This window comes from Methylophilus sp. Leaf414, from assembly GCF_001425425.1.
Taxonomy (GTDB): Bacteria; Pseudomonadota; Gammaproteobacteria; order Burkholderiales; family Methylophilaceae; genus Methylophilus.
Genome location: NZ_LMQQ01000006.1, coordinates 58,420 through 72,513, shown reverse-complemented (window position 1 = coordinate 72,513; position 14,094 = coordinate 58,420). Strand labels below are relative to the sequence as shown.

At 47.8% G+C, this 14,094-nt stretch carries 13 protein-coding genes; all 13 read right to left on the bottom strand.

The window, feature by feature from the left end; genetic code table 11:
* Positions 1–8: 8 nt before the first annotated feature.
* Positions 9–1,760: a secretin N-terminal domain-containing protein gene (locus tag ASG24_RS13845; RefSeq protein ID WP_055872227.1), complete on the bottom strand. Its 1,752-nt coding sequence runs from the start codon at positions 1,758–1,760 to the stop codon at positions 9–11.
* 64 nt (positions 1,761–1,824) lie between these two features.
* A complete protein-coding gene (locus ASG24_RS13840) occupies positions 1,825–2,214 on the bottom strand; it encodes a hypothetical protein (RefSeq protein ID WP_235562429.1) in 390 nt (129 codons plus the stop codon).
* A gap of 1 nt (position 2,215) precedes the next feature.
* Complete coding sequence (gene gspM, locus ASG24_RS13835; RefSeq protein WP_055826940.1) at positions 2,216–2,935, bottom strand: type II secretion system protein GspM; 720 nt, start codon at positions 2,933–2,935, stop codon at positions 2,216–2,218.
* Positions 2,936–2,950: 15 nt separating this feature from the next.
* Positions 2,951–3,820 carry a PilN domain-containing protein gene (locus ASG24_RS13830; RefSeq protein ID WP_055872226.1) on the bottom strand — a complete coding sequence of 290 codons (870 nt, stop codon included), beginning with the start codon at positions 3,818–3,820 and terminating at the stop codon, positions 2,951–2,953.
* Complete coding sequence (locus tag ASG24_RS13825; RefSeq protein ID WP_055872225.1) at positions 3,817–4,755, bottom strand: hypothetical protein; 939 nt, start codon at positions 4,753–4,755, stop codon at positions 3,817–3,819. The genes ASG24_RS13830 and ASG24_RS13825 overlap by 4 nt, the downstream gene beginning before the upstream one ends.
* 280 nt (positions 4,756–5,035) lie before the next feature.
* Positions 5,036–8,161, bottom strand: coding sequence for a DUF6701 domain-containing protein (locus ASG24_RS14860; RefSeq protein WP_055872224.1), 3,126 nt, complete (start codon positions 8,159–8,161; stop codon positions 5,036–5,038).
* Between the two features lie 10 nt (positions 8,162–8,171).
* Entirely contained in the window at positions 8,172–8,573 is a 402-nt protein-coding gene (locus ASG24_RS13815) for a hypothetical protein (RefSeq protein WP_235562428.1), read from the bottom strand.
* A 38-nt stretch (positions 8,574–8,611) separates the two neighbouring features.
* Entirely contained in the window at positions 8,612–9,358 is a 747-nt protein-coding gene (locus ASG24_RS13810; protein ID WP_055872278.1) for a type II secretion system protein, read from the bottom strand.
* Positions 9,359–9,374: 16 nt separating this feature from the next.
* The gene (locus ASG24_RS13805; RefSeq protein ID WP_055872222.1) at positions 9,375–9,992 is read right to left on the bottom strand and encodes a prepilin-type N-terminal cleavage/methylation domain-containing protein; all 618 of its coding nucleotides are present in this window, start codon (positions 9,990–9,992) and stop codon (positions 9,375–9,377) included.
* 24 nt (positions 9,993–10,016) lie between these two features.
* On the bottom strand, positions 10,017–10,493 hold the full coding sequence (locus ASG24_RS13800; protein WP_055872221.1) for a Tfp pilus assembly protein FimT/FimU: 477 nt from the start codon (positions 10,491–10,493) through the stop codon (positions 10,017–10,019).
* A 6-nt stretch (positions 10,494–10,499) separates the two neighbouring features.
* Positions 10,500–10,946: a type II secretion system protein gene (locus ASG24_RS14915; protein WP_055872220.1), complete on the bottom strand. Its 447-nt coding sequence runs from the start codon at positions 10,944–10,946 to the stop codon at positions 10,500–10,502.
* Between the two features lie 219 nt (positions 10,947–11,165).
* A complete protein-coding gene (locus tag ASG24_RS13790; protein ID WP_055872219.1) occupies positions 11,166–12,380 on the bottom strand; it encodes a type II secretion system F family protein in 1,215 nt (404 codons plus the stop codon).
* 5 nt (positions 12,381–12,385) lie between these two features.
* Positions 12,386–14,092, bottom strand: a complete 1,707-nt coding sequence (locus ASG24_RS13785; protein ID WP_200937021.1) for a GspE/PulE family protein — start codon at positions 14,090–14,092, stop codon at positions 12,386–12,388.
* Between the last annotated feature and the right edge of the window lie 2 nt (positions 14,093–14,094).

Sequence of the window (14,094 nt, the reverse complement as noted above, 5' to 3'; positions counted from 1 at the left end):
ACCCGCTCCTAGAAGCTCTCACCTTTCAGTTTATCAATACGGCCCTGAGTTTCAAGCATATCTTCAGCCCAATTGTCGCCACCACGTACTACAGTGGATTTCAGAAGGATCACCAACTCGGTTTTTCTGGTGATTTCGCTCTTCTGGCGGAACAGGTTACCCAGGTATTTGATATCACCGAAACCCGGCACTTTAGTCCGTGTATTATCTATAGACTCGGACATCAACCCGCCGATTGCAATCACGTTGCCGTCCCGGGTGCGTACGATACTGTCGGTTTCGTTAATGTTGGAAGACGCAGTCGGGATAGTATATACACCACCGTTAGCACTGGACAATGTCACGGTCCTGTTGACCTGTGTCACATCGCTGACGAACGGGTGTACGTGCAGGATGATATTGTCGTTTTTATCGATCTGTGGTGTCACGTCCAGCGAGATACCGGAAAAATACGGTTGCAGCTGGATATCCGGTGTCACAATCGCACCACCAGTGGTAGTGGTCACGTTGGTTCTGACGTTAGTCACAAAAAACGCATCGTTACCGACTTTCAGCACGGCTTTCTGGTTATTAATGGTGGCGATACGCGGGCTGGAAAGTACTTCCACATTACCCTGTGTTTCCAGAAAAGTAAGCAATGCAGAGAAGCCCTTGCCCTGTACAGCAAGTGCAAATACCGAGCCACCCAGTCCAATCGCAGAATTGTTATCCAGGAAACCTGGATTCGCTGCCGGCGAAGTAGTGACATTGCCATCCGTGATATTGCCAGTGTCACCATTCACAGTGCTGTTACCGCTTACATTACCGAAGGTCACATCACGGCCGCGCATAAACCTGGCTGCAGACCAGTTAATGCCCTGTTGTGAATCTTTATTCAATTGTACTTTGAGGATTTTAGCTTCCAGGATCACCTGGCGGTCTACCGTCACCTGCATCAGGCTGAGGAACTTCTCAACCTGGCGGATTTCCTTAGGCATCGCTTTGACCATGATCAGGCCGGACTGCGAGTTGATCACCACCTTGCGGCCACCCTCTTCACCGATCATGCTGTTCAGCGAGTTAGCCATCTCGCCCCAGAAATCATTATTGGTACCCATGCTGACATCAGAGGCATACACCTGCAGATTGGCAGCGCCACCACCCGATGCTGCCGGTGCACCTACTGCAGTACCGCCGGAAGCTGCCGCAGCCTGACCGCCACCACCACTTGAATTGCTCACGGTGCCTGAAGTCACTTTCGTGGCTGAAGTACCTTTACGTGCTCCGCTGATGTAGTTCACCTGGAACACCCTTGTCTGGATATTTTGTGGCTCGACAAAAATCTGTTTGCCACTCATTTTGTACTCGTAGCCGTACAAATCACGCAAGGCGTTCAGCGCTTCAAACAGCGTCACATCGCGCAAGTTAATCGAGATATCTCCCCTAAGGTCAGGACTCAATGCGATGCTGTAAGGACTGCCGGAGACGATACCCATCAACACCTGCGTAGCCGGCGCCTTATTGACGACCAGGTCGAATCTAGGCTCAACGCGTTTGGCAAGAGATTTGGGCGGTTCAATTTTAAGAGGCTCAAACAGTTCGTCGGTCACCTCTTTTGGCAACGGAGCTGTATGCCCTTTTGCCTGGGCAGCAGATTTGCTCAGCTCACTTTGAATTTTAGGGTTGATGGATGCATTGCTTGGCGCAAACGGATTGCTGTTGCACCCTGCCAGTCCGGCACCGATAATCACCACACCCAAGGTATTCACAAAAGTTTTCATAGCAGTCTCTCAATGTGTTTTTAACCTGAATGCTGAACATTTCAACACGCAGGTACTTATTACTTTATTTCTTTGCTTTTTTAGTCTGTTTGGCTGTTTTAGCTTTAATTTTTGCCGGTGGCTGGGCAGGCACGATATAGCTGGTCAAACCTAACCCGATCACTTTTTTCTCGCCGGTTTTACTGACGAATACCGCCTGCTGGTTTTTCACCGATGCTAGCGTGAAACCACTATAGCTCTCGCCCACTTGCACCATCTGGCCATTAACCACAGCAAATCCGCTCTTACCGTTATGCTGCAAAGCGGTCAGCTCCCATGGCTTTTCTGCCTGCATTTCTGCATTTGGCAAATACTCCATGACAGATGGCGGCGGCTTGGTGGGGTCCACCATTTCCGCAAAGGCGACACCTTGCATCAGCATTAACATCCACATTGCTTTTACCAATACGCGCATGCTAAATCCCCAACCATGCATTTTCGCCACTCAGGGTATATACCTGAACGGTCAATTCACTTTCCGGATAATCGGCTTTCAGCTCGGCGTTTTCCCATGCCACTCTCTGGCCAATCGCTTTCAGTGATTGTGCATAAGACATCAGCGCGAAGTATTTACCTTTCAGCCTGACTTTCACTGCATGCTGGTAAACATGCGGTACGTTTTTCCAGATATCTTCAGCGGTCGCATCCTGTGGATTGCTGGTGGCAGGCGCTTTTTGGTCCTGTATCAGTTTTCTTTGCTTCTCAATAAAGTCGACCACCGGCAGTGACTGCATTTCAATCACCTGCACATCGGTGTGCTTTTGCAAAAGCTTCTTCAGTAACAGCACCATTTCCTGCGGCGGCACCATATAGGCAGAAATTTTCACCAGGTCTGAGGACTGACTGGCGATTTTTGCATTCACGGCATCAATATCACGCTTAAAGCCATTGCTCTCAGGCTTTGGTGCAGCCTGGCTGGCAATAGTGGTCATCTGTTCGGTCAATGTTGTCGTGTCATTCTGTATTTTTAGAATCTCTTGTTGCGTGCCGGCTAACTGGACGCGTTGTGGCTCCAGCAAAAAGGTATCCATTAATCCAACCACGGCAAACAGGCCCGCGCCAAAAATCATCCAGCGCTCCCGCTTGGATAGCGCCAGCCATTTAGTGTTGAGTGTGTGTAACTGTTCAAATCGCATCAGGGGTGCACTTTCCTATGGCTGCTTCGCTTGTGGCTTAGCCTGGGTGCCGGTCTGGCTGACAAAGTCATCCCAGCTCAAAGCAGTGGCAGGTTTGCTTTTATCGCGTAGATCCTGGCCTTTAACATCGAATGCATAAATTTTCAGCTTGCTTGCTTCTTCAGGAACCGTTGCGTTTGCTGGTGCTGTGCTTGCAGGTGGCGTGACAGGATTATTCGTGGTGCTTGGAGTGGCAGAAGCACTTTTGCCCGAAGTGTCAGGGGTAGTCACTGGCGCAGCTGCAGGCGCAGTGGCTGGTATGGCCACAGCAGGTGCTTGTGGCGCAAGCTGCTTTTGCAATTCAACCTGTTTGAACTGCAAACCGGAAAACTGGGTACCTTCAAATACTTTTTGTGCAGATAACAAATCCAGGTACAAAGGAATTTCTTCCGTTTGCAATGCCTGGCCAGACAGTGATACATGTTGTGCAGCAGGCTCGATTTTAAAACCAGTCAACCACACGCCAGAAAGCTGCTGTGAGGCTAACCCACGCATATAATCAATCAGGTGGTAAGCATTCTCGGAAATAGATTGCTGGAAAATGACCAGCATCTGCGATTGCATTTCAAATCGGCTATTCAGGTTTTTGAGTTCAGCTTCCAGCTGACTGTTATCAACCGGTACTGCTTTCTTGGCAAACTCCTCCACCTTTTTTTGCATGCTTTCGTACTGGATCACAGTTTGATTGCGCTGAGCCAGCAGCTGGGCATTTTCAGACTCAATACCGGTATAGAAATACACCATGACGATGGCAGCCAGAATATAGATCGCAGCTACGAAAGATAACGTGAACCAGTCTTTGGACTTGACAAGCCCGCTTTCAAACAAGTTGATTTGCTGACTCACGCGACTGCCTCCTCGCGTAAAGCTGCGCCCAGGGCGGGCAGCAACATCGCCTGTTTCTCCAGGCTGGCAAAGTCCTGGTTAGGCGGCAAATCAACGATGTCTTCCAGGTTGAATACATTGACCGGCACATACAAGCTGGTACTCAGCCCGCTCACCAGGTAATCACGATTGGCTACTGGTGACACCACCAACCGGTTAAGGCTCAAATATGGGAACTGGCGATCAAAGCTATCCAGTGAACGTTGCAATTCGAGTACAAGTTTGTCGAAATTACTCTGGTATAAATCGCCCCTGTCATTCAGGAAATCTCTATCCAGCTCAATCAGGCGGGCGTGATATAACTCGCCTTTGGCAGTGAATGTCAGCAAACATCCTCTGGGCAGCATAGTCAGCATCACCAGCGCACGGCCCTCGGTTTCCAGCAATTGCGCGATGTTACGCTGCACCAGCGCATGTACATCAATGGTTTTCAGGTTAAAACCAGCTTCTACCATCTGGTTACCAATCAGGGAGACAGTGGATTTTTTAGCACAAATAGCCAGCATCGCTGGCTGGCGATTAGCATATGCAGGGTCTACAGGTACGTTAATGCCATCTACGACGGCTTGCTCAACCGAATAATCCAGCAGATCTTTTACCTTCCAGCGCAATGCCTGCTTGATCTCGGATTCCGGCATGGTGGGCTTTTCGATCTGCAAGACATTATATTGGTCTACATTAAGCATGACGTTGCAAGGCATGGCCTTTAGGTCATTTTTGGTCACAAAATGCCGCAAAGTGGAAGTCGCCTGCAGCGGCACCTGCTGAATTGCAGCAAGTGAGACAGTTGGTTTAGCGCCATCTAGCCCTGGCGCTAACGCCACGGTGCTAACATGCATATCAGTGAAGCTCACCCCCACCTGTTGCTTGTTCTTTTGTCGTTTAAACCAACTCATATACACCCAATAGTTAGAATAATGAAAATTTATTATTTAAAATCAATGCACAACAAATCAATTTTAAAGTGAATCATAAAGCATTGTCGTATGATTGACTATATAAGCTACTACGGCTTTACATATCAGGTAATTTAAACCTGCAAACTGTGGTATTTCGTTACAAAAACTGTCAGTCGTTAGGCTTTTTTATAACAGGTAGCAACTTTAGTGCCTGCTTGGCCACTTCAATTCATTGATTAAAATAATAAAACCACCTGTTAAGGTGGTTTTGAGTGAATCAGAAGTTTTCTCGCATGTAGATGATGGGGGCTTTGTAGACCCCGAATGTGGCGCGCCCTACTGGATCCGGCCCACCAAACCAGGGGATGACTCCACTGGTCGCATTAGCTTCAGCTGGTCCGGTACACGTTCTCTCTCCAGCAACTACGGCACCCAGATTCACTTCAAGATCGACACTGCCTGTGTTAGGCTTTCCATCCCCCCCGACACCAGGGGCTGACAGCCTCAAATTAGATATTCCATTAGTCATTGCGCCCCCGCTTAACTGGGTTTCACAAGCATTCAAATTGCCTCTGTAATTTCTCATGACAACGGTTGAAGGCAGAACCGCAGTACAACTATCGTCGGTGCTGCGACGATAGGAGTTGATACTGGCACCATCCCAATACTGTGCCTCAACTCTCAAAGGCAATGGCAATAATTCAGAACCATGCACGGGAGGGATTGCCAACCTGCCATAACGGAATTGAGTGCTACTATCCAACGCAATCTTGACAGGTTTAGTGGCAGTGCCATCTGAATCGCTGATTTCCGCACTAAACGCCACATTTTGCGGGATAGTCTGGTTTGCAGGACGATCAATCTTGAACTTGGCATCTACGAAAACCTGGCCATTAGTCCAACCCGTTGGCAAAGCAGGATTAAATGCACTTCTTAACGTATCGCCGGATCCAAGATTTGGCGTAGTCGTGAACTTGTAGTTAGTCCACGTTGAAGGAACAAATTTGGCGTAGGTACTTGTTGATGGTACACCGCTGTAATACTGGGTGGTACCGTTTGCGCCATTCTCAGCGAAAATAGTGAACGGAATCGACACCCCTCCAGTATTAGCGACATCCTGTCCATAATAGGTAAATGAGTTACTACACGCTTTGACAACAGTGCCTGGTGCGATTCGGAAATGATCAGGGATAAAACGACCCAGGAAATTAGTGGCACTTGTATTGCCAAACCTGCAACCGTTTTTTATGCCATTGTTATTAAAAGAATTAGGATTAAAACTTGAATCAGGGTTGGTAACTGCTTCATTATTACAATCCCCTTTGGCAGTATCTACAGCAGCGAAAGTTTCATCATAAACACCATACTGATCAAATCTAAAAAAACCGACTTCACTATATAAAAAATCATTTCCACTGCTTATTCCATTCACCGCCTGAGGAAAACTAGTCTTTTCAGGAGGAGTATAGGGTGGTAAAGCATTAGGGTTGGGGATGCCGTAACCAAACTTACCCAAAGAAACATTTCCGGTATGCGAAAACACTCTGCTAGCAAGTATCTGCGGAGTTCCTGTGTAATTGATTTCTCCAGTCGACGCAATCAAGTTGAAATTATCCATCCATGCCTTACGCGGCAACGTGACAGTCGGACTTGCGGTGGCTTGGATTAAATTAGCGGACGTGGATGATATAGCAAATGACTGAGGCCGAAGTGCAAAATTATCTGAAGAACATCCTGATTTATTAAGCGTGAGATCACGCACTTTGCATCTCAAATTCGGGTATACACCTTTGGGGTAACTACCATTCGTCATATTGGATGCTGACGCAGTGAAAGTGATTTTTTTACGCCCGGCATCGGTACTGGCAAACGGTAAAGTTTGGGTAGCAACGACTGTTGAGCCGCAACTATTATTATCGTCAACCACCAGATCGACAATTAAACCTGAAGCGGAATTGTAGCCTGTCGATTGAGCGCCACTTGCCAGTACGGCCACAATATCCATATCAAAATTCATGTTCCACACCTTGGTATGCAGCGGGTTACGGGCAGAGGGTGTAGTTTTCAAATTATTGTAGGTGGCCTGACTGTTCTCCATGCATTCAAAAGAATCTACGCAAGGTGTGTTGGTGAAAGTGAAACTGCAACTCTGCGAGTTAGTCGCTGTATTCCAGCACTTGACCCCGCTCAATGGAGCTTTAGTCAAGTTGCCAGCCCCTAGGGTGTAAGTAGCTGCGGCACTTCCAGTGATTGATACTGTGTCGATTGGTACACCACTCCCAATACTGAATGTCGAATCTGGTGTAGCTGTGACGGTAGGTGTGCTTGGTGAAACGGTAAGATTTCCCGTCAGAACACCAGTAGCAACAAGCTGGTTGTCAGGACAAGGCACTGTAGATGAAAGACATGCCAGCACTTGAATATCTACCGGGCATAATGTTCCAGTGCCTGCATGGCGAATTTCCAGATGGTCGTAATTTGGGACGAAGGTTGACCCCACAACGAAGTCATAACTAAAGGTATATGTACCAGGCAAGATAAAATCATATTCAATTGCTATCCCGGTATCAATTTTTGATGTTGATATAGTGTCGCTTAATGAATTGGTTTTTGCGATAGCACAAGCATTGCTGCTGGTGCTGGTCCAAAACGAATCCCATGCGCCCACACAATAATGATCAAAGCTCCGGTTACGCTCTCGAAATGATTCAACCACATCCAGATTCGCAGGCAAACTATTGCTTGATGGGCATGGCGCATTTGTACCACCTGACAATGGGTAAGTACCCACAATCTGTTTGCCGTTTGTGTCTACATAACGTACGCCACACCCCCTATCGTCTCCGCCGAGATAAGTGTCCACCGCATGGTAATAGCGCACGGGATTTGAACTGCTAATAGGGTACCCTACCGGAATGACCAAGGTCACTTCTGCAGTGATGTAATCAAGCGGATAAGTGTACTTCCAGTTTACAGTGACACTGGGCCCTGCAACGAGGGTACTGAATCGTGGTGCACTAAATTGTGAAGTCGTACTTTGTGTCACACCTTGCGAGATTGCTGCAGGAGTAGGTGTAGAAACCGTACGGTTAATATAGGCTGTGGGCGTCAACGTACTTGGAAAACCGAAATGATCAGGCCCGATCAATCCGCCATTTGCTTTAAGGTAAATACCATTATCCAGCTGAGTATTACTTGGTATGGCATTCGGGCTATACAATTGCCCGGTGTTGTTCAGTCTACGTACTTGGATTTGGGTGGTGTCTTCGATGTATGTATGCAAACCATCGCCTGCACTGAGTCCACCGCCAGGGTTTAACCTTACTGTGGCGGCGTAAAGATGACTTGAGCATATCAGCCCAATCGCGATACAAAGAAATATTTTTTTGATGAATCCGCCCACTAGGTATTCCTTAATTACATTCCTCACCATTAGTAGAGTCTATACACCGGCTCAGCGTCATCGTTATCCTTCGTTCTATGTAGTCTTTCGCCCCAACCAAGCCAATCGATGCGGTTGATTGAACGGTATAAATACGAATGTCCTGAGTTCCTGCTTTGTCTTGCTCGACTGAATGGTTGCAAGTCAGCGCAACATTAAAACCGTTCACTGTAAAAGGTGTCGGTATTGCCGGGCACGCCTGCATGTTTGCTGGCGTCAATACCTGGTATGCCGCCCACTCTACCCCGGCTCGTGCCGCCAGATAGGCTTGCGCTCCTTGCACATCCTGGATAGTCCCTAAGTTGGCAAGCATTGCCAACCGCATGGCATAGCCTACCAATGCCGCCAGTATGACCAGTAGAAAGATTGCCATAGGCAACATAAAACCTTTTGCCCGATAAAAGATGGATTTCATGGCGAATTCACCACATTGATGAGGTTGACCAACCTTGCCACCCCTCCATTTTTTGAAAGCTCCAACTGGGCAGTCATCACACCTGTATGTTGCATCACGCCTTCACTATAGGTGAAACTGCATCCTGTGACATCACTCACCACCACACTGGCATTCGCTCCATTGAAATTGGCAGGGTGTGCTGAAGGAAGTGCAATATTGCTCACCATCAACAGACGCCGATTGGGAAGATCACACACATACGCTACAGCTCCATTGACGACGTAAAAACGGCCAGCCGGTGATGATAACGGGAAGGCGCTACCCGCAAACTGCATTAGTTTTAAATTGACATCGGGAGCTGCGTTGATAACGCGGAGCGTATCCCCATTGTAGACATCAGCACCTTGTATACCGAGGTTATAAATGACTAACTGATCGTTAACGGCCATAGAAGGCAGATCTCCAAGCACCCTCATGTTATTGGCGCCAAAGTCATCCTGCTTGTAGCGGCCGCCTGATTTGATGGGTACAAACTGAACAAAATCACCGGCGGGAGACACCCACACACTGTTAGGCAGAGCATTTCTGATATCGCGCGACATACGCCGCAATGAAATATCGGCACGGTCTGCCAGCTCGTAATAGGCTTCAGAGTTCACATAAGCCATGACCGAATGCCGAATAAACGTGGATGAGATACCGCCGATAATCGCGGTAACAGTAATGACCACCACTAGCTCCACCAAGGTAAAGCCGCGCATGAATGCACAAGATTTTTTAAACTCTTGGCGCATAGCGAACCTTGAAACCTGTTAGCTTGATTCTGGTATTGGAAGGACCAGTCACCGTAACGTCAACTCTTAGAACCGCATCCGCAGGTAGTCCCGCAAAAGGTGCGGCACCGCCCGCTTGCGCGATTACTACTGCAGCTGTGTACGCCGTCAAACCGGGAATGGAAACATTGCTGCCTATGCGGCAAATACTTGCACACCCGCCGCCGGGCATGGTGAAACCGCCATAATCGGCGACATTATCAAAAGGGTTAGTTGCACTGTACCTGCTCTCACCCGCAGGTGATGGGCCGTTAAGATTATTCTGCGGGGTTGTACAATTGCCGTAACCCACAGCGGTTGATGCATTCGGGTCATCAGGATCACAAAATGTGAAAGGCATTTGCTGGATTTCCTGCATCAGCGACTCGGCAATCGCAATCGCCTGTTTACGCGCCATGGGGTTAGCAGAGTGTCCACTCATCCAGGCTAACGCGCCTACCACACCTGCTATTGCCGTGGTCACAATCACAATAAACACCACCAGCTCCACTAGCGAAAATCCACGATTGGATTTTCGAGTCCGACTGTTTATATTTTTTATTTTTCGACTGATTTGGGACATAGTAATGTGCCAGCCAAAGCATGGTTAGCGTATGTAACCGGTGTCAGCTTCGATGTTTACTGTGAATGTTTGCGCATTATTTTTTTGATTGGTCACAACATAATTTGCTGCTACATTAGGTACAGCTTGACCTAACCCGTTAAACCCCAAACTATTGTTAGATGGATTCACACTGACATTTCTGGAAAGTGTCATCACATAAGGGCCATCTGTTTCGGGATTAATCACGGCCTGCGCCAGCGGACAGTTCGGGTCACTCACAAAACATAATTTGACGGTTTGAGGCTGTGCTGCGGTATCGGTAATTACAAACACTTGTCGTCGTTGCGCTATCGCAGTTTTTTGCGCATACCGTAATGTAGATGAAAGCAAACCCGCGTCTCCGCGGGTTTCAAAGATATCGCCATTCGCAAACCTTGGCGTAGCCACAGCTATCACAATGCCCGTTAAAGAGATGACTACAACCAACTCAACGAGCGTAAACCCATGAGTTTGCTTCATCCTTCATTAACCACCACATCTTGCTGCAGTTAAGTTTGCAGTACTTACCAATCCTGTAGCCTCTGTATATGTAACAGTACACTGTGTAAATGTACCCACTTGGAAAGTGGAAACCCCTGCTGCATGGGTAGGTGTACCAAACTGTGCATCCAGATTTTGCAACGCAGCAACAATACCAGCTGCATCCGCTGTTGGATAACCAGTTGCATTTACTGTTACGTTGTTTCCATCCATTGGTACGACCAGATTAGCAGTATTACTTCCGGCAGCTACCCAGGATGCGCGCGCCATATTTGCTGCTGAGCGCAGTGAAGCTGCAAGCCCGTTGCCCGCTGCGACTCGTGCATTTGATTGCACATTAACAAATCTTGGCAAAGCCGTCGCTGCCAAAATACCTAATACAGCAATCACCACAACCAATTCAACCAATGTAAAGCCAGCCTGTTTTTTCATTCCCAAGACTCCTAATCAAAAATTCCTGCCTTTATTGTCACAGTGACAGGTGCAAACTGCGTTAATTTTATGCCAGCAAAAAGTATGCCAGACAATTTTGGTCCAATATTTAAATAGCTCTAAACATCAGACATTTTTAAAACTATACTGAATAATGATACGATTTTTTTAATGAATAATTTCAATGATAAGAATTGAAAAACTGCTCATCCTTTTTAATTAGCCGCTTTTGAGCATGACAGAACTCATGTCCCAAATCGGCAAAAATACCCCTAAGGCCAAGACCAAGACCAGCGCACCTAAAAACATAATCATGATAGGCTCGATTTGCGCCCCCAGTGTTTTAACGTCATATTCCACGTCAGCTTGATACATATCCGCGATTTCTTGCATTAAATCATCCAGCGACCCAGACTCTTCACCAACAGCGATCATCTGCAATACCAGAGGATTAAATACGCCTGTTTGCGTTGCCGTCCTTAGAATAGTCTCGCCGCGCTCAATGCCGGCAGACATGCTAAGAATCTTGACCGAGATATAATCATTCTCAACGGTTTGAGAGACTAGGCGCAAAGCGGAAAGAATGGGTAATCCACTGCGTGTGGAAAGCGCAAAACTTCGCGCAAACCTGGCCATGGTGCCTTTAAAAATAATCTTTCCGGCGATGGGAATACGCATTTTGACTCTATCCCAATTCGAGCGGCCTGCGGCTGTACTGATATAGGACTTAAAAGTGTAGGCGGCACCAATAATCATACCAATCAACACAAACCAGTAATTGCGCATAAAACTGGAGAATGCGATCAGAATTTTGGTAATGAATGGTAGATCCGCATGCATACTGGCAAATACTTTTTCAAACTGCGGGATCACCATGATATTAATGACCACAATGGCAATCGCCATGGCGGTCATTACAAACATGGGGTAACGCAGAGCCGACTTGATTTGCCCGCGCATGAAGCGCTCGAATTCAATGTGCTCGGCTAACCTGGCAAAAATATTATCGAGATTACCGGTGGTTTCACCCACACGAATCATGCTGATATAAAAGTTATCGAATACTTTGGGATGCTCGGTCATTGCCATTGACAATTCACGACCTGCATCCAGACTTGTTCTTAGCTGGCCAACTACTTTAGCCAGTTTAGCGTTGCCTACAGAGCTCTGGATTCCGTTGAGCGCGCGCATGATAGGAATGCCCGCTTTAAGCAACGTGTACATCTGGCGGCTGAATAACATGACATCGAGGCTGGTGACTTTTTCTTCAAACAAATTGAAAGCTACCGCTACTGCTGCTTTTTGCTTGATTTCAATAGGTGTGATTTTTGAAAGGAGAAGTGCGCTACCTACAGCATCCAGATCGGCTGCTTCCTGCACCCCGGAAACCATCAACCCATCTTCGCTACGTCCTTTATATTCAAATATCGGCACAGGCTTTATCCTTCAAACTGGTTATCTACACGCATAATTTCGTCCAGTGTAGTTTTACCCTGCAGAGCAAGCTGTAAAGATTGATCTTTTAAGGTTTTACCTTTAAGTTTTTCGCGGGCTTTCTGGATAAAAATATTGGTATCCGGCATGTTGGCTGCCATCGCCAAATCATTCGTCATTTCCAGAAGCTCATACAAGCCGATACGACCAAGATAGCCAGTGCGATTACAGTGTTGGCAACCTTTGCCATGCTTGAACACCGATGGAATTTCTTCCTGGGGTAGCACCTGACGTAACCAGACGGCTTCATTTTCGGTCGGCGTATGGTCTACGGCACAGTGCGGACAAATTAGCCGCACTAGACGTTGCGCCATCACACCTAACAGTGACATTGCCACCATAAAGCGCGGCACGCCCATGTCGATTAAACGCACGGGCGCAGTGGAGGCATCATTGGTATGCAATGTGGATAACACCAGGTGACCTGTCATGGAGGCGCGCAAGCCGGTTTGGGCGGTTTCTTCATCCCGCATCTCTCCCACCAGCACGATATCAGGGTCTTGCCGCAAAATGGCACGTAACAGTTTGGGGAAGTCGAGCTCGATCTTTTCGCTCACCTGAGTCTGAATAATACCGGGTAAACGATATTCGACCGGGTCTTCGACAGTAATCACCTTGGTTTCAGGCGTATTGAGTTCACTCAGTGCCGAATAGAGGGTCGTTGTTTTACCACTACCGGTCGGACCTGTAACCAGCACCATGCCACTTGGCCGGTTGATCATTTTGCGGAAGCGTGCCAGCAATTCTGGTGGCATGCCCAGCTTATCCAGCTGAAAGTGCGAAGTATTCTGGATCAGCAACCGCATCACTACCGTTTCGCCATACTGCGTAGGCATGGTAGAAATACGCATATCTACTGCACGGCCTTTGACGGTGAAGCCAAAACGGCCATCTTGCGGCAGGCGTTTCTCGGAAATATCCAGGCCGGCCATGATTTTGAGGCGCATGATCAGGGCAGACACAATTTTCATATCCGCCTGGGTCTGGAAATGCATGACGCCATCAATCCTGAAGCGGATCAGCAGTTTGTTTTCCTGTGGCTCAATATGCACATCTGAAGCGCGCACTTGGACCGCATCTTCAAAAATAGTCTGTAACAATTTAACGACCGGGGCATCATCAATACCCAGGTCTACACCCATCAGGCTGGCGAGATCGACATTGCTGGCAGCCAGGTCTTCCTGCAGCTCCAGGGCCAGTGAAGAGATTTGTTCGGTTTGCCGGTAAGAGCGGTCGATGGTCTGCATCAGCAGACTTTCCTGCACGACTACAATATCAATGTCTCGTTTGAGTAGTCTGACTAACTCGTCATAAGCATAGACATCGGAAGGATCGACCATCGCAATCAGGAAACTGTTTGGGCGTTCCTCCAGCAGAATGGCGCGGAAGCGGCGTGATTGAACTTCCGGGAGTTTCTGTACCTGTTTGGCGTCCAGTTCGTACTGGCCTAAATCCAGGAATGGGATATTCAGCTGATGTGCCACTGCCTCGGCAATCTGCCTCTCATTGGCAAAGCCTTTATCGGCGATGACACGACCCAGGCGACGGCCAGTCTTGCGCTGTTCTTCCAGCGCTTGATCCAACTCTTCCTGGGTCATGAAATTCTGTCTGACCAGAATTTCACCTAATCTGATTTTTTCGGGACGTGCCATGG